The sequence below is a fragment of the Polynucleobacter sp. 35-46-11 genome, assembly GCF_002281105.1.
In genome coordinates, this window is the sequence record NZ_NCFJ01000001.1 from 1 (window position 1) to 22,439 (window position 22,439).

Annotated in this window: 22 protein-coding genes, 1 pseudogene and 1 riboswitch; of the genes and pseudogenes, 17 read left to right on the top strand and 6 right to left on the bottom strand. The window is 47.4% G+C overall.

All coding sequences use genetic code 11. The features are described 5' to 3' along the window. Positions 1-72 precede the first annotated feature (72 nt). Positions 73-243, bottom strand: a pseudogene (locus B7Y67_RS00005) (rod shape-determining protein); the annotation flags it as partial. A 62-nt stretch (positions 244-305) separates the two neighbouring features. Between B7Y67_RS00005 and gatC the strand changes: the two are divergent. From gatC to B7Y67_RS00065, 12 genes are all read left to right on the top strand, one after another. Next, positions 306-599, top strand: coding sequence for an Asp-tRNA(Asn)/Glu-tRNA(Gln) amidotransferase subunit GatC (gene gatC / locus B7Y67_RS00010; RefSeq protein ID WP_293596716.1), 294 nt, complete (start codon positions 306-308; stop codon positions 597-599). After that, positions 596-2,113 (top strand): Asp-tRNA(Asn)/Glu-tRNA(Gln) amidotransferase subunit GatA, encoded by a 1,518-nt coding sequence (gene gatA, locus B7Y67_RS00015; RefSeq protein WP_293596717.1) that lies wholly within the window; start codon positions 596-598, stop codon positions 2,111-2,113. The genes gatC and gatA overlap by 4 nt, the downstream gene beginning before the upstream one ends. Further along, positions 2,113-3,582, top strand: a complete 1,470-nt coding sequence (gatB, locus tag B7Y67_RS00020; RefSeq protein ID WP_293596803.1) for an Asp-tRNA(Asn)/Glu-tRNA(Gln) amidotransferase subunit GatB — start codon at positions 2,113-2,115, stop codon at positions 3,580-3,582. The genes gatA and gatB overlap by 1 nt, the downstream gene beginning before the upstream one ends. Before the next feature lie 36 nt (positions 3,583-3,618). Further along, on the top strand, positions 3,619-4,293 hold the full coding sequence (locus B7Y67_RS00025; RefSeq protein WP_293596718.1) for a DUF484 family protein: 675 nt from the start codon (positions 3,619-3,621) through the stop codon (positions 4,291-4,293). After that, the gene (locus B7Y67_RS00030) at positions 4,274-5,275 is read left to right on the top strand and encodes a tyrosine recombinase XerC (protein ID WP_293596719.1); all 1,002 of its coding nucleotides are present in this window, start codon (positions 4,274-4,276) and stop codon (positions 5,273-5,275) included. Before B7Y67_RS00025 ends, B7Y67_RS00030 begins: the two co-directional genes overlap by 20 nt. Positions 5,276-5,338: 63 nt before the next feature. Continuing rightward, positions 5,339-6,403: a GTP-binding protein gene (locus B7Y67_RS00035; protein WP_293596720.1), complete on the top strand. Its 1,065-nt coding sequence runs from the start codon at positions 5,339-5,341 to the stop codon at positions 6,401-6,403. 224 nt (positions 6,404-6,627) lie between these two features. After that, complete coding sequence (gene dksA / locus B7Y67_RS00040; RefSeq protein WP_293596804.1) at positions 6,628-7,005, top strand: RNA polymerase-binding protein DksA; 378 nt, start codon at positions 6,628-6,630, stop codon at positions 7,003-7,005. Between the two features lie 26 nt (positions 7,006-7,031). Continuing rightward, positions 7,032-7,934 (top strand): acetylglutamate kinase, encoded by a 903-nt coding sequence (gene argB / locus B7Y67_RS00045; protein ID WP_215376228.1) that lies wholly within the window; start codon positions 7,032-7,034, stop codon positions 7,932-7,934. A gap of 22 nt (positions 7,935-7,956) precedes the next feature. Next, a complete protein-coding gene (gene slmA / locus B7Y67_RS00050) occupies positions 7,957-8,613 on the top strand; it encodes a nucleoid occlusion factor SlmA (RefSeq protein WP_293596721.1) in 657 nt (218 codons plus the stop codon). Next, positions 8,610-9,749, top strand: a complete 1,140-nt coding sequence (locus tag B7Y67_RS00055; protein WP_293596722.1) for a homoserine O-acetyltransferase — start codon at positions 8,610-8,612, stop codon at positions 9,747-9,749. Before slmA ends, B7Y67_RS00055 begins: the two co-directional genes overlap by 4 nt. Continuing rightward, on the top strand, positions 9,746-10,327 hold the full coding sequence (metW, locus tag B7Y67_RS00060) for a methionine biosynthesis protein MetW (RefSeq protein ID WP_215302215.1): 582 nt from the start codon (positions 9,746-9,748) through the stop codon (positions 10,325-10,327). Before B7Y67_RS00055 ends, metW begins: the two co-directional genes overlap by 4 nt. Further along, the gene (locus tag B7Y67_RS00065; RefSeq protein WP_293596723.1) at positions 10,320-11,654 is read left to right on the top strand and encodes an MFS transporter; all 1,335 of its coding nucleotides are present in this window, start codon (positions 10,320-10,322) and stop codon (positions 11,652-11,654) included. The genes metW and B7Y67_RS00065 overlap by 8 nt, the downstream gene beginning before the upstream one ends. Here the strand turns inward: B7Y67_RS00065 and B7Y67_RS00070 are convergent. Continuing rightward, a complete protein-coding gene (locus B7Y67_RS00070; protein ID WP_293596724.1) occupies positions 11,647-12,429 on the bottom strand; it encodes an exodeoxyribonuclease III in 783 nt (260 codons plus the stop codon). The two genes, B7Y67_RS00065 and B7Y67_RS00070, sit on opposite strands and share 8 nt — an antisense overlap. 8 nt (positions 12,430-12,437) lie before the next feature. On the opposite strand from B7Y67_RS00070, the gene pyrE reads away from it, so the two are divergent. After that, positions 12,438-13,106, top strand: a complete 669-nt coding sequence (pyrE, locus tag B7Y67_RS00075) for an orotate phosphoribosyltransferase (RefSeq protein WP_293596725.1) — start codon at positions 12,438-12,440, stop codon at positions 13,104-13,106. A gap of 45 nt (positions 13,107-13,151) precedes the next feature. On the opposite strand, the gene dapF is transcribed toward pyrE, so the two are convergent. Genes dapF through B7Y67_RS00090 form a run of 3 tightly spaced genes read right to left on the bottom strand, consistent with a single transcriptional unit; the run spans position 13,152 to position 15,851 of the window. Beyond that, on the bottom strand, positions 13,152-14,006 hold the full coding sequence (dapF, locus tag B7Y67_RS00080; protein ID WP_293596805.1) for a diaminopimelate epimerase: 855 nt from the start codon (positions 14,004-14,006) through the stop codon (positions 13,152-13,154). 59 nt (positions 14,007-14,065) lie between these two features. Then, a complete protein-coding gene (locus B7Y67_RS00085) occupies positions 14,066-14,965 on the bottom strand; it encodes a lipid A biosynthesis acyltransferase (protein WP_293596726.1) in 900 nt (299 codons plus the stop codon). Between the two features lie 25 nt (positions 14,966-14,990). After that, a complete protein-coding gene (locus B7Y67_RS00090; protein WP_293596727.1) occupies positions 14,991-15,851 on the bottom strand; it encodes a lysophospholipid acyltransferase family protein in 861 nt (286 codons plus the stop codon). 203 nt (positions 15,852-16,054) lie between these two features. Here B7Y67_RS00090 and metK point away from each other — a divergent pair, with 203 nt between their 5' ends. The 3 genes from metK to metF all read left to right on the top strand — a co-directional run bounded on the left by metK (position 16,055) and on the right by metF (position 19,811). After that, positions 16,055-17,221: a methionine adenosyltransferase gene (gene metK / locus B7Y67_RS00095; RefSeq protein ID WP_215302209.1), complete on the top strand. Its 1,167-nt coding sequence runs from the start codon at positions 16,055-16,057 to the stop codon at positions 17,219-17,221. A 79-nt stretch (positions 17,222-17,300) separates the two neighbouring features. After that, positions 17,301-17,412: riboswitch (S-adenosyl-L-homocysteine riboswitch) on the top strand. Positions 17,413-17,473: 61 nt separating this feature from the next. Continuing rightward, complete coding sequence (gene ahcY, locus B7Y67_RS00100; RefSeq protein WP_293596728.1) at positions 17,474-18,919, top strand: adenosylhomocysteinase; 1,446 nt, start codon at positions 17,474-17,476, stop codon at positions 18,917-18,919. A gap of 61 nt (positions 18,920-18,980) precedes the next feature. Next, positions 18,981-19,811 (top strand): methylenetetrahydrofolate reductase [NAD(P)H], encoded by an 831-nt coding sequence (gene metF, locus B7Y67_RS00105; protein ID WP_293596729.1) that lies wholly within the window; start codon positions 18,981-18,983, stop codon positions 19,809-19,811. Here the strand turns inward: metF and B7Y67_RS00110 are convergent. Beyond that, a complete protein-coding gene (locus B7Y67_RS00110) occupies positions 19,801-20,424 on the bottom strand; it encodes a 5-formyltetrahydrofolate cyclo-ligase (RefSeq protein ID WP_293596730.1) in 624 nt (207 codons plus the stop codon). The two genes, metF and B7Y67_RS00110, sit on opposite strands and share 11 nt — an antisense overlap. A gap of 55 nt (positions 20,425-20,479) precedes the next feature. On the opposite strand from B7Y67_RS00110, the gene B7Y67_RS00115 reads away from it, so the two are divergent. Then, the gene (locus tag B7Y67_RS00115; RefSeq protein ID WP_293596731.1) at positions 20,480-22,438 is read left to right on the top strand and encodes a lytic transglycosylase domain-containing protein; all 1,959 of its coding nucleotides are present in this window, start codon (positions 20,480-20,482) and stop codon (positions 22,436-22,438) included. Position 22,439 lies beyond the last annotated feature (1 nt).

Here is a 22,439-nt window from a genome sequence, read left to right on the forward strand (position 1 = left end):
TTTATTGTAGATAATAAATTGTCTGCTGATTGGTATCAAGTATACCAAACCAAGGAAGACAAACTAGCAGGTTCCGACTGCCAAAATGGTTTTTTTGCCATTTGGGCCACCTTCAGTGCGAATTGCCACAACTGACGGCTCATCAAGCACAATACCCCGTTCACGCATGTAAATTAAGGTGTTGGCGGTACCTAGGTCGATAGCCAGGTCATTAGAAAAGTAGCTGCGGAAAAAACCAAACATGATGTAGTGGGAAAATAAGTAAGTGTTAAAAAATATATACAGGAATGATACTCTAGCGCCCCATGAAACTTGATGATGTCCAGCGCATTGCGCACCTTTCCAGCCTTGAGTTAAGTCAGGCAGAAGCCGAGGCAGTATTGCCCCAATTACAGGCAGTTTTTGCCTTGGTTGAGGAGATGCAGGCTGTCGATACGAGCGGTCTTGCCCCTCTAGCTCACCCCATCCTCTTTTTGCGTGATTTGGCGCAACCTTTGCGCGGTGATACGGTTACTGAAACCGACCATCGCTCTGAAAATATGCAATCCGCCCCTGCTGTGCAGGATGGCTACTTCCTAGTTCCAAAGGTGATCGAATGAGCTGGCACCAAACCCCCATCGCCTTAATGGCCAAAGCCTTGGCTGCTAAAGAGGTCTCCAGTACTGAGCTGACAAAGCACTTTTTGGATCGTATTGAGGCCGGAAAACACTGGAATGCATATCTTGATGTAAGCGCTCACTTAAGTTTAGAGCAAGCCTATAAAGCAGATAAAATTATTTCTTCTGGAAAATCTGGAAAATTGACGGGTATCCCAGTTGCCCACAAAGATGTCTTTGTGACGCGCGGTTGGAAGTCGACTGCCGCATCCAAAATGCTCGAGGGTTACCTCAGTCCATTTGATGCCACGGTAGTGGCAAACCTTGGAATTCCGGACGAACTCAACCCTAATGGTGCCGGCATGGTTTGCCTTGGCAAAACCAATATGGACGAGTTTGCAATGGGCTCCTCCAATGAAAATTCAGCCTATGGACCAGTCTTAAACCCCTGGAATTCAGAATATGTTGCAGGCGGCTCGTCTGGGGGTTCTGCAGCGGCAGTAGCGGCAGGATTGGCGCCGATCGCTACAGGTACTGATACTGGCGGCTCCATACGACAGCCAGCAGCTTTTTGCGGATTAACTGGAATCAAGCCGAGTTATGGTCGTGTATCTCGCTACGGAATGATTGCTTATGCGTCTTCATTAGATCAAGCTGGCCCAATGGGCAAGACCGCAGAGGACTGCGCCCTATTGCTCACAGCAATGTCTTCCCATGACCCGCGAGACTCTACTTCTTTGGCAGATTCTGGTGAGGACTACGGTCGTTACCTCACCCAGTCGTGGAAAGAGAGTGGCTCTAATCCAGCAAAACCTTTGGAAGGCTTGCGCATTGGCTTGCCAAAAGAATTTTTTGCGGAAGGTTTAGCGCCAGAAGTGGCTAATGCAGTTAACACCGCAGCAAAAGCTCTGCAAGAATTGGGTGCGGAATTGCTTGAAGTGAGTTTGCCAAAAACGAAACTATCCATACCGGTGTATTACGTTTTAGCTCCTGCCGAAGCCTCAAGTAATTTGAGTCGCTTCGATGGTGTGCGCTACGGACACCGCACAAATGAATATCGCGATTTATCGGATATGTATAAGAAATCACGCACCGAAGGATTCGGCGCAGAAGTAAAGCGTCGTATCTTGGTTGGCACCTATGTGCTGTGTCATGGTTATTACGATGCCTATTATTTACAGGCTCAAAAAATTCGTCGGATTATTGCAGCCGATTTTCAAGCGGCATTTGAAAAGTGCGATGTGATCTTGGGGCCGGTTGCGCCAGATGTTGCGTGGCGCTTAGGCGAAAAATCAAAAGATCCAGTACAAATGTACTTAGAAGATATTTACACGCTCTCAACCAATTTGGCGGGACTGCCAGCGATGAGTGTTCCTTGTGGATTTAATTCAAGCCAGATGCCTATCGGCATGCAGTTAATTGGGAATTATTTTTCTGAGGCGCGCTTACTTCAAGTGGCGCACCAATATCAGCAAAATAGTGACTGGCATTTGCGTCAAGCAAGTGAGGTGGCATGATGCAATGGGAAATCGTTATTGGTCTAGAGACCCACGCACAGTTACAAACACAATCCAAAATTTTTAGTGGCGCAAGTACTCGCTTTGGTGCGGGACCGAATACGCAAGCTTGTGCTGTTGACTTGGCGTTACCGGGCGTGTTGCCAGTGTTGAACCGCCAAGCAGTTGAGCACGCCATTCGTTTTGGTTTGGCAGTTGGCGCAAAAATTTCGCCGGCAAGTATTTTTGCGCGCAAAAATTATTTCTACCCGGACTTACCAAAGGGATATCAGATTAGTCAGATGGATCTTCCTGTGGTCGTTGGCGGCCATCTGGAAATATTGGTTGGCGATCAAGTCAAGGTAGTTGAGCTCACCCGCGCCCATATGGAAGAGGACGCCGGTAAGTCAGTCCACGAAGAGGGCTTCTTAGGTCCGCATGGTGAAGCATCTAGTGGCATCGATTTGAATCGTGCCGGTACACCATTGTTGGAAATTGTGACTGAGCCAGTCATGCGCAGTGCTGCTGAGGCAGTGGCTTATGCAAAAGCACTTCACACTCTAGTTGTTTGGCTTGGGGTATGTGATGGCAATATGCAAGAAGGTTCTTTCCGTTGTGATGCCAACGTATCTGTTAGACCTGTTGGTCAAAAGGAATTTGGTACTCGTTGCGAGATTAAGAATTTGAACTCCTTCCGCTTTTTGGAAGAAGCGATTCAATATGAAGTGCGTCGTCAAATTGAATTAATTGAAGATGGCGGAACAGTCGTTCAAGAAACCCGTTTATACGACCCTGATCGTCAAGAGACTCGCAGCATGCGCAGTAAAGAGGATGCAAACGACTATCGCTATTTCCCGGACCCAGATTTATTGCCAGTTGTGATTGATGACGCATGGATTGCTGATGTACGCAGCAAGATGCCAGCATTACCAGCACAGCTGCGGGAGCAATGGCAAACCGAGTTTGGCTTAAGTGCTTACGACACGCAATTGCTCACGCAAGATCGCGACACTGCCAAAGTATTTGAAGAGCTTCTGGCTATTGTTGGTAAGTCTTTGGCAAAAGCTGCGGCTAATTTGATTGCGGGCGAGTTCGCTTCATCACTAAATCGTGCTGGTATTGCAACTGCAGATGCGCCGTTGAAAGCGGAGCGTTTAGCACCACTATTAACTCGCGTAGCAGATGGGACCATCTCTAACAAGATTGCAAAAGATATCTTTGCCATTCTGTGGGAAGAGGCTATCGCAGGCAAAGCTATTAGCACTGTTGATCAAGTAATTGACGTCAAAGGCTTGAAGCAGATTAGCGATAGTGGTGAGCTTGAGGTCATGATTGATAAGGTCTTGGCGGCCAACGAGAAGTCGGTTGAAGAGTTCCGCTCTGGTAAAGAAAAGGCTTTCAATGCCTTGGTTGGCCAGATTATGAAAGCCTCACAAGGGAAAGCCAATCCAGGTCAGGTGAATGAGCTTCTGCGTAAAAAGCTGAGCTAAACAAATTAAATCAGAAAATAAGCGAGAGAGACATAGATGAGCGCAATCGATCCTAAGCAAGCCGAACAAGAAGAATTGGTGGCGGAGTGGTTGCGCGCTACCCCAGGTTTTTTTGAGCGCTACGCCAATCTCTTAAATGAAATCCGCTTGAAGCATCCACATGAAGATCGCGCGATCTCCTTGCAAGAGCGTCAGATGACTTTGTTGCGCACTCAGAACCAAGAGCTCAATCGTCGCCTAAGTGAGATGTTGCACTTTGGTAGTCGCAATGACAAGACTCAGCAAAGTTTGGTGGCTTGGTTATTGCGCCTCATGGGTGCAAATACAAAGGCGGACGTTGAGTCTGCGGTGACGGCTGGATTGGCGGAAGTTTTTGAGGTGGAGTCGGCGCAACTACTCTCACCTAATACGGCATTTGGTCCTTGGATTGATACGCCTCTATGTGGCTCCGCTAAAGAGTTGGTCGCTGCTAGCGTGGATTTGTTGGCAACTCAAGTCACCATCGATCCTGAGTGGCAAAGCATGGTCGCTATTGGTCTGCCACTAGGAAAAAGTATTGGCGTGGCGCAATCACCAGCAGTGCTTTTGTTAGCAAGTAAAGACGAGTCTCGTTTTACTGCTGATATGGGCGCATTCTATTTGCGTCAAATTGCTGAACTCACTGCTGCAGCTTTTGATCGTATCCAGGCTTATGAGCCAAGTACCAGCTGATCTTCATCCCTTGGTGCAAGAGTATTTGCACGAGCTGCATGTATTGAGGCAGCTCTCACCTCACACGCTTAAAGCGTATCGCATGGATCTCGGCGAGTTGCAGGCATTGGCAACAGATGATGCTGTTGATTTGTTAAAAGTAACGAATGCGCATGTACGTCGCTGGGCTGGTCGCTTGCACTCCAAAGGAAAATCATCTCGTACGATTGCTAGAGCACTTTCTGCGTGGCGAGGTTGGTATGACTGGTTGACTGAAAAAGATGCCCGTCGTGATGCACAGGCGGGAAGAGTGACTGCAAACCTAGTCGCCAATCCTGTAGATGATGTGAAGGCCCCCAAACGTCTGAAGTCTTTGCCTAAAGCACTTTCGGTTGAACAGGTGCTCTCTTTAGTAAATCAAGCCGTAAAAGAAGCTGAAGAAAAAAAAGATTTAGAGACGGTGCGTGACGCAGCGATCATCGATTTGCTGTATTCCTCAGGCCTACGTTTATCAGAGCTTCTAGGCGTTGATGTGATGCAAAGCAAGGATCGCCAACACGAGTCTGCTGGATGGTTAGACTGGGATGCTGCAGAAGTAACAGTTTTGGGTAAGGGTGGTAAGCGCCGCTCAGTTCCGATTGGTGGGCCCGCAATGCAATCCCTCAAAGTTTGGCGTGCGGTCCGCGACCAACTCGAGCAAGCGGATTTATCGCTGGCTTTGTTTATTTCTGCTACGGGTGCGCGTTTATCTCCTCGGACAGTGCAGGCACGTCTGCGGACTTTGGCAATGAGAGCTGGTCTACCAACCCATGTGCATCCACATATGATGCGTCATAGCTTCGCTAGCCACGTATTGCAATCGTCCCAAGATTTGCGGGCAGTTCAGGAGATGCTGGGGCATGCCAGCATCGCTAGTACGCAGATTTATACCTCTTTAGACTTCCAACACCTAGCGCAGGCATACGATAAAGCCCATCCACGCGCAAAGGCTGGCAAAGCCTGAGGAACTCGGTAAGATAGAAGGTTTCCCGTTTGGGGAATGTATTTATAGATTTTGATAGGATCAATGATGGCGTTAATTCCGGTAACAATTCTCACAGGCTTTTTAGGTAGCGGCAAAACCACTTTGCTCAAACACATCCTGACGGCCGAGCATGGCAAAAAAATAGCCGTGATTGAGAACGAGTTCGGCGAAGAGAATATCGACAACGACATCTTGGTTCAAGACAATCAAGAGAATATTGTGCAAATGAGCAATGGCTGTATTTGCTGCACCATTCGTGGCGACTTAGTTGAGGCACTTAATACTCTCTGGGAGCAGCGCAAAGATAAAAAAATTAGCTTTGAGCGCGTAGTCATTGAGACTACTGGTGTAGCTAATCCAGGCCCGGTGGCGCAAACATTCTTCATGGATGATGATGTTGCAGATCATTACGTATTAGATGCAGTGGTCACCCTTGTGGATGCTAAACATGGCCCGCAGCAACTGACTGAGCATGAAGAGGCGCAGCGCCAAGTAGGCTTTGCCGATCAAATCTTCATCACCAAAACAGATTTAGTAACGCCTGCTGAAGTGGATACTTTACGCAATCGCTTAATGCATATGAACCCTCGCGCTCCGATTCAGGGTATCTCTAAGGGTGTAGTTCCTTTGGATGCCGTTTTGGATCTCAAGGGCTTCAATTTGAACGCGAAGCTCGATATTGACCCTCACTTTTTGGAGCAAGACGATCATGACCATGCTACTTGTGGGCATGACCACAGCCATGACCACCATGACCACGCCACTTGTGGGCATGACCATAGTCACGATCATCATGGCCATGCCGGCCATACAGACCGCATCCAATCCTTCGTTTTTCGTAGTGATAAACCCTTTGATCATAAAAAACTAGAGGACTTCCTGGGAGGCATTTTGGAGGTCTTCGGAGAGAAGATGTTGCGCTATAAGGGCGTCCTCTATGTGAAGGGAACTAACCGAAAAGTCGTGTTCCAGGGCGTTCATCAGATGATGGGTAGCGATATGGCTGGTTTATGGGGTGCCGAACCCAAGCAAACCCGCATGGTCTTTATTGGCATCGATTTACCTAAAGACACGCTACTGGCTGGGCTTGAGGGCTGTTTAGTTTAAAAAATATAAAGTACAATCCGCCGCCACGGTCAATATTGATAAATATTGGCAAAAGGGCAGTAAAAGTTTGGCAGAATGAAGTAATAATGGTTTAGATCCACTGAAAGAACGAAATGACGGTAAAAACACCAACGAAATCTACGGCTACAGCAAAAGCGCCTACTAAGGCTGCAAGTGCAAAGGTTGCAAAGGGTGCTCCTTTAACAGAGGTTGAATTGCTCAAGATGTCCGAAAAGGACTATATGAATGCAGCTCAACTCGATTTTTTCCGTCTAAAGCTTCTGACCTTAAAAGACGATATTTTGAAAAACGCCTCTGAAACCACAGAGCATTTGCGTGAAAACATTTTGGTTCCTGATCCGGCGGACCGTGCAACGATTGAAGAAGAGCATGCTCTTGAGTTGCGCACGCGTGATCGTGAGCGCAAGTTATTGAAAAAAGTAGAGCAAGCTTTGGCCCGTATCGAGTCTGGTGATTATGGCTGGTGTGAGGAGACTGGAGAGCCGATTGGCTTGAACCGTTTAATTGCGCGTCCAACAGCCAACCTCTCTCTCGAGGCGCAAGAGCGCCGTGAGCTTCGTCAAAAGTTGTTTGGCGATTAATTACTAGATTGAATATAAAAGTAGCAATGACCAAGCAATCCCCATCTATTAGCGAAATTTCTCCTTTATTAAAAGCGGAGATTTTGGCCGAGGCTTTGCCTTACATTCGTGCGTATCACGGTAAGACTATTGTGATTAAGTACGGCGGAAACGCCATGGTCGAAGAGCGTTTGAAGGAAAGCTTTGCCCGTGATGTCATCTTGCTGAAGCTGGTTGGTATGAATCCAGTGGTGGTCCACGGCGGCGGCCCACAAATTGATGAGGCCCTCAAGAAGATTGGTAAAACTGGCACCTTTATTCAAGGTATGCGTGTAACCGACGAAGAAACCATGGAGGTAGTGGAGTGGGTTCTTGGTGGTGAAGTGCAGCAGGATATTGTGATGTTGATTAACCACTTTGGCGGCCAGGCTGTTGGTTTGACTGGTAAAGATGGTGGCTTGATTCGCGCGAAGAAAATGTTTGTTGCCGATGAAAAGAAGGCTGGCGCAACCATTGATTTAGGTTTTGTTGGTGAGATCGAAGCTATTAATCCGGCGGTTGTTAAAGCACTGCAAGACGATGCATTTATTCCGGTGATTTCCCCAATTGGATTTAGTGAAGAAGGCCAAGCATACAACATCAATGCTGATCTAGTGGCTGGCAAGATGGCGGAAATTTTACATGCAGAGAAATTGGTCATGATGACCAATATTCCTGGTGTGATGGATAAAAATGGCACGCTCTTAACCGACCTGACTGCCCGTGAAATTGACGGCCTCTTTGCTGATGGCACGATTTCTGGTGGGATGTTGCCGAAAATTTCTTCTGCATTAGATGCGGCAAAGAGTGGTGTGAATTCCGTTCATATTATTGATGGACGAATTGAACACTCTTTATTGTTAGAGATTCTGACGGAGCAAGCTTTTGGAACAATGATTCGCTCTCGTTAAGAGTTGAATAAGAGATATAGGTATGCGTGATTCTTTAGACCCTACTGCATCAGAAATCGAGGCAACAGTTGCCGAAGAGGGTAAGACACGCAAGCGTCCACGCCCTGGTGAGCGCCGCTTGCAAATCTTGCAAGTATTGGCCGAGATGTTGCAAAACCCTAAGGGTGAGCGTGTAACAACTGCGGCGTTGGCGGCAAAAATTCAGGTTTCAGAGGCGGCACTCTATCGACATTTCGCTAGTAAGGCGCAGATGTTCGAAGGCTTGATCTCCTTCATTGAGCAAACTGTTTTTGGTTTGATTAATCAGATTAATCAAAAGGAAGAATCTGGGCTTGCGCAAGCTCGTGGCATTTTGCAGATGCTTTTATTCTTCGCCGAAAAGAATCCCGGCATGACTCGTGTTCTCTTGGGGGACGCATTATTGCAAGAAGATGATCGTCTACAAGACCGCATTACACAAGTACTCGATCGTGTAGAGGCATCCTTAAAGCAGGCACTGCGCATTGCTCAAACTCAGGGCGGTAACTGGGCAAACGTATCTCAAGATGAAGTCAGCATTCGTGCAGCGATGTTGATGAGTTATGTCTTGGGCCGCTGGCATCGCTTTGCTCGTAGCGGCTTTAAGAAGTTCCCAACCGAAGCATCTGATATTAGTCTTCGCATTCTTCTGTCCGAATGAGCGAGCTACACCTCTCTAGAAACACCATCCACTTTGCCGAGCCTTTGCCTTTGCAAAGTGGCGCCATCTTATCGGGCTACGATTTAGTTATTGAAACTTACGGCAAGCTCAATGCCGATAAAAGTAATGCTGTGCTGGTTTGTCATGCACTTAATGCATCCCACCATGTAGCCGGTCCTAATCCTGATAATGCAAAAGATATCGGCTGGTGGGATAACATGATTGGGCCAGGTAAGCCGGTAGATACAAACCATTTTTTTGTTATTGGCGTTAACAATTTAGGCTCATGCTTCGGATCTACCGGGCCAATGAGCATCAATCCCGCCACTAGCAAGCCCTATGGCGCAGACTTCCCAGTAATTACGGTTGAAGATTGGGTGAATACCCAGGCACGCTTGGCTGATAAGTTAGGCATTCGTCGTTTTGCTGCAGTGATGGGCGGAAGCTTGGGCGGTATGCAGGCATTGGCTTGGTCCATCCAGTTCCCAAAGCGTCTTGCCCATTGCCTAGTAATTGCCTCGACACCAAAATTGAGCGCACAGAATATTGCATTTAATGAAGTGGCGCGTAATGCCATTTTGTCTGACCCGGATTTTCATGGCGGCAATTACTATGAGCACGGTGTAGTGCCGAAGCGTGGTCTCAGACTAGCGCGCATGGTCGGCCACATCACTTATTTGTCAGATGATGATATGGCGGAAAAGTTTGGGCGCGAGCTGCAAAGACCAAATGGTGAGTCTCATGACTACCGCTTCAGCTTTGATGTGGAGTTTGAGGTGGAAAGTTATTTGCGCCATCAGGGCGATAAGTTTTCCACTTACTTTGATGCCAATACTTATTTACTCATTACTAGGGCACTTGATTATTTTGACCCTTCTCGTCGTTATGAGGGTAGCTTAAATCGCGCTCTTTCTGAGGTGCGGGCCAAGTTTTTAGTTGTGAGCTTTTCTACCGATTGGCGCTTCCCACCTAATCGCAGTCGCGAGATTGTGGAGTCTTTGCTCAGCAATAAGAGTGAAGTGAGTTATGCAGAGATTGATGCACCACACGGGCACGATGCTTTCTTATTGGATGATCCGCGTTATCACAATCTGATTCGTGCTTACTTCGAACAAATGCTAGAGGCTAAATCATGAAGCGCGCAGACTTTGCTGCAATAGCAAACTGGATTGCGCCCAATAGCGAAGTTTTGGATCTTGGCTGTGGTGACGGTAGCTTCTTGGAGTATTTGCAAAAGCAAAAACCTGTGCATGCTTATGGCGTTGAGATTGATGATGCGCGCGTACTTTCTTGCGTCCAAAAAGGTTTGAACGTCATTCAACAAAATCTTGAAGGGGGTTTGGCGCTCTTTGAGAACAATAGTTTTGATACGGTTGTGCTCTCACAAACACTGCAAACTATTCACGAAACTGAAAAGATCTTGCGTGAAGTAGTTAGGGTGGGTAAAGAGTCGGTTGTCTCTTTCCCGAATTTTGGCCATTGGTCACACCGCCTAGCCGTTGGTTTTGGCCGTATGCCGGTTTCGAAAAGCTTGCCTTACCAGTGGTACAACACACCCAATGTGCGCGTTCTTACCGTTGCTGATTTTGAAAAGTTAGCCTCGAGCTTGGGCTTGCAGATTCTGGATCAATGCATTTTGCATGAGGGGCGACAAGTTACCTTGATGCCTAATCTTTTTGGAAGCTTAGCGCTGTTCCGCGTTCGACGTGCTTAGTAGCGCTCAGTCCTGGCTGAAAGATTTTCGGGTTTATCTCGAATGGCCTTGTCTCCGAATGCTCTTTTTGGGATTCTCCGCCGGTCTACCCTTACTGCTTATTTTGGGAACACTGAGCTTTTGGCTAAGAGAAGCAGGTATTGATCGCAGTACTATTGGTTACCTCACTTGGGTTGGCTTGATCTATGCGTTTAAGTGGATGTGGGCGCCTTTAGTAGATCGACTATCCATTCCCTTGCTATCTAGCTTGTTTGGTAGAAGGCGTAGCTGGCTGCTTTTTGCGCAGTTGCTAATTATTCTTGGCCTGGTCGGTATGGCCAGCATTGACCCCAAAGCTCAGCTCACGTCAATTGTGTGGTGCGCACTCTTAGTTGCCTTTGGCTCTGCAACTCAAGATATTGCTTTAGATGCTTTTCGGATTGAGTCTGCAGATAGTGATCATCAAGCAGCATTAGCCGCTACGTATCAAACAGGCTATCGACTCGCTTTAATTTGGGCTGGGGCCGGCGTTCTTTGGTTGGCCGCCCGTGCTGAGTCAGGCTCTGCTGGCTATGATCCTGCTGCCTGGCAATTTGCTTATCTTTGTATGGCGCTCTCGATTGGTGTGGGCGTGGTCACCACCTTATTTAGTAAAGAGCCCGTTCGCATTGAGCTTGAAAAGACCCGCAATGCAAGGGCATGGCTACATCAAACTTTGATTGAACCATTTGCAGACTTTATTAAACGCTATGGCTGGCACGCCGTTTTGATTTTGTCTTTAATTGCCGTCTATCGTATTAGTGATGTGGTGATGGGCATTATGGCCAATCCGTTTTATGTAGACATGGGATACACCAAGGATGAGGTTGCAGCAGTCAGCAAGGTCTTTGGTGTGGTGATGACATTGGTCGGAGCCTTCCTTGGCGGTGTTCTCACATTGCGCTTTGGTGTGATGCGAATTTTATTCTTGGGTGCAATCTTATCGGCCGTCAGCAATTTATTATTTGCTTGGCTTGCGACGCAGGGCCATGATTTGCATGGCTTGATCTGGGTAATTTCTGCCGATAACCTGAGTTCCGGAATTGCTTCGGCCGCCTTTATTGCGTTTCTCTCAGCGCTGACAAATATTCAGTACTCTGCAACCCAGTACGCATTGTTTAGTTCGATGATGCTCTTATTGCCAAAGTGGTTGGCTGGATTCTCGGGCGTCTTTGTAAATAACTTTGGCTACTCAAACTTTTTTATTAGTACTGCGATTATTGGTGCGCCGGTATTAATTCTGATTTGGCTCACCATTCACTTCAAAGTGGTCGAATTTAAACGGCACGATTCACAGGTCGCTAAATAGACCAGTCGTAGTCCACTGTGAGTGGAGCGTGATCTGAGAAGCGCTCATCTTTATAAACGGCAGTATCCTTAGCGCTTGCCGCAATTCCTGGGGTGGTGATGTGATAGTCGATGCGCCAGCCTACGTTCTTTGCATACGCTTGACCGCGGTTACTCCACCAGGTGTAGCAGGTATCAGTGGCTTCAGGCTCTAGTTTTCTATAGACATCTACGTAACCGACTTTGCCAAACAGGTTTGTTAGCCAAGCTCTCTCTTCAGGCAAAAATCCCGAGTTCTTGAGATTGCCTTTCCAGTTTTTGAGGTCAATCTCATTGTGGGCAATATTGACGTCGCCACACAGGACAATCTCACGCCCTGACTTCTTGAGTTCAACTAGGTGTGGCAAGAAAGAGTCTAGATAACGATATTTAGCTTCCTGTCTTTCCGGAGAGCTAGAGCCTGAGGGCATATACACCGAGATTACTGACAGCTTTTTGAACCGGGCCTCTACGTAGCGTCCCTCAGCATCAAATTCTTCGTTGCCATAGCCATAGAGCACTTCGTCGGGCTTATGCGGGGTGTAGATGCCACAACCGCTATAGCCCTTTTTCTCGGCATGATGAAAGAAGCCGTGTAGACCATCTGGATTGAGAATGGCATCTTCTAAGTCGTCTTGTTGAGCTTTGAGCTCCTGCATGCAGATAAAGTCCGCTTTTTGCTTCACAAGCCAAGGCAGAAAGCCTTTTTTGACTGCAGAGCGGATACCGTTGAGGTTGGCAGAAATGATGCGTAACATATAGGCCTATGAGCTCAAAAAATTCTAATCAAGATAACTTTATTCAATTTGCCTTAGAGGCAAATGTTTTGTCGTTTGGGGAGTTTAAAACTAAAGCGGGGCGACTTTCCCCTTATTTCTTTAATGCGGGTGGATTTAATGATGGTGCCCGCCTTAGTGCGCTTGGCCATTATTACGCTAAAGCCTTGCAAGAATCTGGTCTGCAATACGACATGCTTTATGGGCCAGCCTATAAAGGTATTACTTTGGCTGCTGCCACTGCAATTGCTTTGGTCGATGCTGGACGTAATGTGCCTTATGCCTACAACCGCAAAGAAGCCAAAGATCATGGTGAGGGCGGTTCATTGGTAGGTGCCCCAGTAAAGGGCAGAGTGGTCATCATTGATGACGTAATTTCTGCTGGGACGTCTGTACGCGAGTCTGTGAAACTCATTCGGGATGCAGGTGCTGAGCCAGCAGCAGTATTGATTGCTTTGGATCGCATGGAAAAGTCGGGGACCGCTACAGAGATTGGCGACAAGTCTGCGGTGCAAGCAGTGGAACAAGAATTTGGATTGCCAGTTGTAGCAATTGCGAACCTAGCCGACTTGATGGCTTTCTTAACTGCCTCAAGCAGTTCGGAGTTAACAAGCTACCTGCCAGCGGTGAAATCCTATCGTGAGAAGTACGGGATTTAATCTAAAGAGTAGTAGTGGTAGCGGTAGTTGCTGGATTTCCGCTCTTTAGATCTTTGTTTCACCTTCGAATACGGTAATGGCTGGGCCTGTCATGATGACGCTCTGAGCCACTTCATTGATCATGCCGCCCCAGGCAATTTGTAAATCTCCACCACGGGTATGCACCTTCACCGGGGAGTCGAGTAAGCCACGGCGAATGCCGGAGACAACTGCGGCACATGCACCTGTGCCGCAAGCCAAAGTCTCGCCGGCACCACGCTCAAAGACGCGCAACTTGATTTCATGGCGATTCAGAATTTGCATGTAACCCGCATTGACTCTTTTCGGAAATACCGCATCCTTTTCGATTGATGTACCTTCTTCGAGAACGGGTGCGCTATCAACATCACCCACTACTTGCACTGCATGGGGGTTACCCATCGACAAGACACCGATCCAGCTGTCGTGGGTAGCAGGCGTAGCAATAGGCAGCGCGTAGAGCATTTCATGAAACTCTTGCTTACTTGCTAGGCCGCTTGCATTAAAAGGAATTTCGCTATGCTCAAAAATCGGCGCGCCCATATCCACTTCCACCTGGCCATCATCATGAGATCTCAAGGTGAGAACGGTATGCGCTACTTCCACGCGCAATGGGTTCTTTGTAGAAAGACCTTGGTCGAGCACAAAGCGAACAAAGCAACGTGAACCGTTGCCGCATTGCTCAACTTCGCCACCATCCGCATTGAAAATGCGATAACGAAAATCTGCATCCGGACGCGTGGCTTTTTCAACGAGCAGAATTTGATCGGCACCAATGCCAAATTGGCGATGGGCTAATTTTTGCCATTGCTGGCGAGTGATATCGCTGAGGTCTTGATCAATACCGTTAAGCACAATGAAATCATTGCCAGCACCATGCATTTTGGTGAAGCGTAATGTGCGTGCAGGCTTGTTTAAATTCGTACTCAAAAGAATCCCAATTATTTGTAAAGACTTGGCTCGCCAGGTGGCCGATGTTTAAAGCGTTTATGTACCCAATAGTACTCCGCCGGCCTTTCTCGAACAAGGTCTTCGATGTATTTGTTCAATCGCGCAGTATCCGCTTCAACATCATCTGTTGGAAAATTGGGGAGTGGTGCGCTGATATTGCAGGTGTACCCCATGCGATCGGGATTTAATGTGGTGGTCATGAGGCAGACTTCTGCGCCACTGAGTCTAGCTAAGCGTGAGACCGAAGTGATCGTATTGGTTTGAATGCCAAAGAAGGGTACGAAAACGGAGTCACGTGGACCGAGATCAATATCAGGCGCAATAAAAATAAAGTTACCTGTTTGAATTTCACGAATCAAATCACGTAAGCGACTTTGCCTCTCAATCGATTTTCCGCCGAATCGATTTCTCCATTCAATCATCTTTTGATTAAAGAATGGATTCTTCATATTTTGGTAGAGCCCTGCGCCACGTGGCCAGTCATGCTGACTTGCTAAAACCGATAGTGCCATGAAGCCGCCCTCAAGCCCAACAAAGTGAGGGTTGATTAAGAGCCGTGGCTTGCGATCACCCAGCGTAATCGCAGAGTTGATGGTGACGATGTCAGTAATCTGCTTGCCGCTACCGAGCCAAATACGACTTCTCTCCATCACGCTGCGCCCAAATAATTTCCAGTGCTCTAAAGCAAGCGCATCAATTTCGTCTTCGCTCAGACTGGGAAAGCACAGGCGTAAGTTGGTTTTAACTACCTTGGCGCGTTCATTAGGTATGTGCGCTGCTAACCAGCCAAGACCATAGCCTATGTAAATCGTCAGGGTGTAAGGCAGAAATGCAAATAGGCGCAGTAAGCTCAGCGCCAGAAAATTGAAAACGTTTTGTAACCAGGTCATGTTGAATAAATCATCAATTTATTAACTAATTGCTTGGTGGTAATTCTGCTCCGCTGGGATGTTTGTAGCGGTTGTAAGCCCAGATGAATTGATTGGGCGCAACCAGAATTGCATTTTCAATTGCAACATTGAGTTCGGCTGCTGCTAGGGCGGAATCTTCGGATAGCGGCTCTAATCTCTTGGCTTGCATAAGCCAGCCTTTACCGAGCCCTTTGCGTTTGGCAGTAAACATCACAACAGGTGAGTTGTTGCGATTAGCTAAGCGTGCTGGCAGTGGAGTTGTATAAGCGGGGCGCCCAAAGAATGGTACCCATACACCCTCACCACCGCTAGGCACTTGATCTGGAAGAATGCCTATAGCCTCACCGCGAGTGAGTGCTCGTGTCATTTGACGAACGCCATTCAGGTTGGTTGGTACGAAATGCATATTGGGATAGGTGCGACCTTCTTCCACCACTTCGTTAAGCCATTCTTGGCGTGATGGGCGATAAAGGATTGTGGCAGGGAAGTGCTGAGCTAAGACTCGAGGAATGATTTCAAAGCCACCGAGGTGAGGCGTGAGCATAACTAAGCCATGACCTTCGTTAATGGCCGCTTTCACCAAATCCCAGTCCTGGACTTCGACTAGCTTGAGGGCCTTTGCTGGATTGCGCCAAATCCACAAGCTGTCTGAAAAAAGTTGTCCTGAAGCAACTGCTGCACGCCAGATTTGCAGGGGTAAATGATGGCTTTTCACAACCGCCTCGTATTGAGGGCGGAAGAGTGATCGATATTGCTTAGATCCTACATAGGCCAGCATCCCTAAGGCAGCCCCAATCACCTGAACTAGGAATAAGGGCAATACCGCTATTGCAGCGAGGATTAGTTTAAGAAGGACTTTGCGCACCCTCTAATGATATTCAATGCTGGCGCTAGGGCCAAATTTCCAACCGTGCTTGATAAATAAGGCATTTTTCGGATAGAATTGCATCATCGCTGAGTTAAGGCAACTTGCAGGGCGATTCATAAATTCTGCTAAAGCGTCGCCGTTGAAGTTCCTGGCACGTCGAGTTGTCCCTTAGATCGTGTTAATTTTTAAAGGAATATGCAATGGCAAATGATTACTTCTTTACCTCAGAATCTGTTTCTGAAGGTCACCCCGATAAAGTAGCAGACCAAATCTCTGATGCCATCTTGGATTCAATCCTGGCTCAAGACCCAACTGCGCGCGTTGCTGCAGAGACTTTGTGTAATACCGGGCTAGTGGTATTGGCCGGTGAGATTACTACAAATGCGAATGTGGATTACATCCAAGTAGCCCGCAATACTTTGCGTGAAATTGGTTATGACAATACTGACTACGGTATTGATTACAAAGGTTGTGCGGTTTTGGTTGCCTATGACAAGCAGAGCCCGGATATTGCTCAAGGTGTTGATAAGGCGCATGACGACGGCTTGGATCAAGGTGCTGGCGACCAAGGTTTGATGTTTGGTTACGCCTGTGACGAAACTGCAGAGCTTATGCCTTTACCAATCCATTTGTCACACCGCTTGGTTGAGCGTCAGTCTCAACTGCGCCGTGATGGTCGTTTGAATTGGTTACGCCCAGATGCGAAGTCCCAAGTAACCTTGCGCTACGTGGATGGCAAGCCTGACTCAATCGATACCGTGGTTCTCTCTACACAACATGATGAAGAAATTTCTCTTGAGAAATTGCGCGAAGCAGTGATCGAGGAAATCATCAAACCTGTATTGCCAAAGCATTTGATTAAAGGTGCGATTAACTTCTTAGTGAACCCAACAGGTCGATTTGTTATCGGCGGCCCGCAAGGTGATTGCGGTCTAACAGGTCGCAAGATCATTGTGGACACCTACGGCGGTGCAGCCCCTCACGGTGGTGGCGCGTTCTCTGGTAAGGATCCATCCAAGGTTGACCGTTCTGCTGCTTATGCTGGTCGTTATGTAGCCAAGAACGTAGTTGCAGCAGGACTGGCAAGCAAGTGCTTGATTCAGATCTCCTACGCGATTGGTGTAGCTAAGCCAACTTCAGTGATGGTGAGCACTTTCGGCACTGGCAAGATCTCTGACGAGAAGATTGCGCAACTGGTATCTGAGCACTTTGACTTGCGTCCAAAAGGCATCGTCAAGATGTTGAACCTCTTGCGTCCGATTTATCGCAAAACTGCTGCTTACGGCCACTTTGGTCGTGAAGAGCCAGAATTTACTTGGGAACAGTGCGATAAGGCGCCTGCGTTACGCGCGGCTGCTGGCTTGTAATCTGCTTTTTAGGCAGTAAATTTGCAGTATGTTGTTGTATTGAGGCGAAATATGGCGAAATTGATTACAATTTGGCCATACCTTCAAGGAGCGTTGCAAGGAATGCTGAGAACCAGTGTTTCCCCAGGCTTGAAGGGAGTGAGCTCTTAGGTAACTCTAGAGTTTGCTAATTGCAACTGCGCTCGCTAACCCATGATTCAATGGCTAGCGAGTTTCTACTCCAGCATTGGATCGTATTTAGCTGGAGCATTCATGAGTACCGTTTCCGATTTAAATAATTTTGTAGCAACCCGTTGCGCTATTGCAGATATTTCTTTGGCTGATTTTGGCCGTAAAGAAATCGCCATTGCTGAAACAGAAATGCCAGGCTTGATCGCGATTCGCGACGAATTCGCATCACAGCAGCCATTACGTGGTGCACGCATCACTGGTTCATTACACATGACCATTCAAACTGCAGTGTTGATCGAGACGCTCGAAGCTCTCGGTGCTGAAGTGCAGTGGGCCTCTTGCAATATTTTTTCTACACAAGATCATGCTGCTGCGGCAATTGCTGCCAATGGCACACCAGTATTTGCAATCAAGGGCGAAACTCTTGAGCAATACTGGGATTACACCCACCGTATTTTTGAGTGGGCCGATGATGGCTTCACCAATATGATTTTGGATGACGGTGGCGATGCGACTTTGTTGTTGCATCTCGGTGCACGCGCCGAGAAAGATCAAGCTTGCTTGAATCGCCCAACTAGCGAAGAAGAAACCATTTTGTTTGCAGCCATTAAAAAGAAATTGGCGCAAGACCCAACTTGGTATTCCACACGTTTAGAAAAAGTCAAAGGCGTTACTGAAGAAACTACTACTGGTGTACATCGTCTCTATCAGATGTTCGCTAAAGGCGATTTGAAGTTCCCAGCAATTAACGTGAACGATTCTGTTACGAAGAGCAAGTTCGACAACCTCTACGGTTGCCGCGAATCTTTAGTTGATGCAATCAAGCGTGCTACCGATGTGATGGTTGCCGGTAAGGTTGCAGTGGTTTGTGGTTATGGAGACGTAGGTAAGGGTTCAGCTCAAGCCTTGCGCGCCTTGTCAGCCCAAGTTTGGGTTACTGAAGTAGATCCAATCTGCGCATTGCAAGCAGCGATGGAAGGCTACCGTGTTGTCACAATGGATTACGCTTCAGATAAGGCAGACATCTTTGTTTCAGCAACGGGTAACTACCATGTAATTACACATGACCACATGGCGAAGATGAAGAATCAAGCCATTGTTTGTAACATCGGCCACTTCGATAACGAGATTGATGTTGCTGGTATCGAGAAGTACAAGTGGGAAGAAATTAAGCCACAGGTAGATCACGTGATTTTCCCGGCAGCGAATGGCAATCCTGAGAAGCGCATCATCATCTTGGCTAAAGGTCGTTTGGTTAACCTCGGTTGCGGTACAGGTCACCCATCTTATGTCATGAGTTCTTCATTTGCGAACCAAGTGATTGCGCAGATGGAATTGTGGAATGCAGTTGGTACAGATAAATACCCAGTTGGTGTTTACACATTACCTAAGCATTTAGATGAGAAGGTTGCCCGTTTGCAGCTCAAGACATTGAATGCACAGTTAACTGTATTGTCAGATCAGCAAGCTTCTTACATTGGCGTAACGAAGGAAGGCCCTTATAAGGCTGACCACTATCGTTATTAATTTGCCCCTTGCTAGATATTGTTCAATAGAGAGATAGAGATACAGATACAGGCCCAAGATCATGGAATTAAGCGTTGAATTCTTCCCTCCAAAAACACCTGAAGGTGAGGGCAAGCTGCATCTCGTGCGCGAGCGTTTTAGTGAAACGCTCAAGCCCGCTTTTTATTCTGTGACCTTTGGTGCTGGTGGCTCTACTCAATCTGGCACATTAAAAGTCGTGAGTGATATTCATGCTGCAGGTGCTGTGGTTGCTCCACACTTATCTTGTGTTGGTAGCTCGCGTGAAAGTGTGCGCGAAATGTTGAAGCAATATCAAGCCTTAGGTGTTAAGCGTATCGTAGCTTTACGTGGCGACTTACCATCTGGCATGGGTCAGTATGGTGAGTTTCATCACGCTAACGAATTGGTCGAATTTATTCGTGCAGAAACTGGTGATTGGTTTCATATTGATGTAGCAGCTTATCCAGAATGCCATCCGCAGGCCAAGTCGCCTGCAACGGATGTTGATTTCTTTGTGCAGAAGATGAAGGCTGGAGCCAATTCAGCAGTAACGCAGTATTTTTATAATAGTGATGCCTATTTCCGCTTTGTTGATGAGGCCTATGACCTAGGCGTTACGCAACCAGTCATTGCCGGAATCATGCCAATCACTAATAGCACTCAGCTGCTGCGTTTCTCTGATGCCTGTGGTGCGGAGATTCCGCGTTGGATTCGTTTGCGTTTGCAGTCTTATGGCGATGACACTGCTTCGATTCGTGCATTTGGTGAAGAAGTAGTTACCGATCTTTGCGATCAGCTTTTAGTGGCTGGCGCACCTGGGCTACATTTTTATTCGCTCAATCAGGCGGATGCTGTTCTAGCGATTGCAGACAATCTCAGTCTCAATAAGTAATTACTAAGCCCGACTCAGTGAGTAGAGCATCTAAAGGCTCGTCATGCGTTTGAGCCTGCCACTGAGAGTCATCTAATTTTTGCCAATCAAAGCCAATACCTACGCATAGTAGGTTTGGTTTGGCTTTACGCAGCTGGGCCAAGGTGCGATCAAAGTAGCCGCCTCCATACCCAAGCCGCCAATAATGTGTTTTATCGCCTACCCTGGATTCTGACCAGCCTACACAGGGAATCAAGATGCAGTCTGGAGTAACTTGAGGCCTGCGAGGATTATTGGGATCCGGCTCAGGCACACCATGGCGACTAGGAATGAGTAGGTCGCCAGCTTGCCAGGCATAAAAATCCAAATGTTTATCGGGACGCGCAAAGGGGAGGGCCAGCGTTTTATCTGCCTTACTCTCAACCCACGCTAATAGTGTAGGTCGCAAATCAAGCTCATCTTGTATAGGGCAATACAAGGCAATGGATTGAACTTGAGCGTCATGGTCAGCCAGAAAACTAACCAGCCCAGCCAAAATGGCTTCTTGAGTGATGGAATAGCCTGTGCTGGCCGCAAACTGTTTCCTTTGGGCTAGCAAGTCTTGCCGTAGCGATTTTGGAGAATTGCCGTGCATATAGACCATTATCAGGCGAAAATTAAGAGATATAGTAAATCGATAAGGTAAGACGGTGAAAAAGAAGTTTTGTATTCTTGGTGGCTGGCAAAAAACCGCAGGCGGGATTCTATTTCTAGCCCTTGCAGTTTCTGCGCCCAGCATTTTTGCGGAAAAAGCCAAGAAAACCATTCCTGCTAAAGAAACTAGGGTTTCAGCCTTTGAGATTACGCAGGGCGATCGCACTTTTATTGAATTGCGTGAAGCAGCCAAGAGAAATGATGTGGCTCGCGCACAAACATTAGCGGCTAGCCTCTCTAATTACCCATATGAGGACTATGTAACCTATTTCCGTATTAAGCCCCAGTTATTTGATAGCGCTGGTGTTGCTCGTGCGGATAGTAACGCTGATGCTCAGGTAGCGGCTTTTCTAAATCAATATCAAGATACGGCTTTGGCCGATCGGATGCGCAATGACTGGCTACTCGTTTTGGGTAAGCGAAAAGATTGGTCGCGTTTTGATGCTGAGTACCCTAAGTTTTTTTTGGATGACGACACTCAGGTGAAGTGCTATTCACTGCAGTCAAAATTAGCTCAAGGTGAGAACCCAACCAAAGTGGCGATTGATGCACGCGCAATATTATTGGATCCACGTTATTTCGGTCAGGCTTGCCAAGAATTGGTGCCTATTTTGGTTGGTGCTGGTGGTATGACACCGAGCGAAGCAAAAGCGATTGGTCGCGCTGCTAGCGAGATGAGTTTTGACGCCATGTCACGTCGCTTGGGTGGCGAAGATCCTATTGCCGATATTGTGAAGGCTGCTAAAGCAGACCCTGCAAAGGCATTTAGAGACTTTTCCCAAAATGCATCTCGCTACAGTAAGGAGAATCAGGCGGTAGCTTGGGGTGTGATTGGACAGTTCCTCGCAAAGAAATTAGATCCCAATGCAGATGATGCCTATCGTCTTCAGCAAGACCTGGGCTACAACGAACTTCTTTCTACTGAGGGTCAGGAGTGGAAAGTGCGTGCAGGCTTGCGCGCCAAGGATTGGACCTTGGTAAAGAATGCCATTGAAGGCATGAACCCAGCGGTACGCAGTAAAGATCCCGCTTGGACTTATTGGTATGCACGCGCATTAAAAATGGATGGTCAAAATGAAAAAGCGCGCGAGAACCTCGAACTCGTTGCTGACCAATATAACTTTTATGGACAGCTTGCTCGCGAAGATTTAGGTAAATCCAATCATGCACCTGCCCGCACCAAAGTGAGTGATGCAGAAATCGAAGCCATGTCTCAACGTATAGGCTTTATTAGGGGTGAGCGCTTCTATGCGATGAACTTACGTTTTGAAGGCAACCGTGACTGGAATTGGGAGTTGCGCAATATGAGTGATAAGCAGTTGCTTGCAGCTGCTGAATACGCCAAGCGGATCGGTTTATACGACCGCGTTGTGAATACGGCAGATCGTACTAAGCAAGAGCATGACTTTAGCTTGCGCTACCCAACACCTTATCGTGATGAACTATCGCCAATTGCTAAGCAAATTGATTTGAACTTGGCTTGGGCATATGGGTTGATTCGTCAGGAGTCACGCTTCATCATGAATGCCTCCTCTTCAGTGGGTGCTTCAGGCTTGATGCAAGTGATGCCAAACACGGCGAAGTATGTCGCCAAGAAAATTGGCATGACCTCGTACACCAATGACAAGCTCGCTGATACCAATACCAATCTCACACTGGGCAGTAATTACTTAAATATGGTCTTAGTGGATCTAGATGGCTCTTGGGTCCTGGCATCTGCGGCTTATAACGCAGGCCCGTCACGCTCTAAAACTTGGCGGGAAAAGCTCACCAGCCCTACTGAGGGCGCGATCTTTGCAGAAACAATTCCGTTCAATGAAACACGAACTTATGTAAAAAACGTTTTGGCTAATGCAACGTATTATTCATCAGTGATGCATGGGCAGACACAGTCTTTAAAGCAGCGTTTAGGTGTGATTGCTCCTAAAGCAGCAAACGCATCTGAGTTACCTTAGT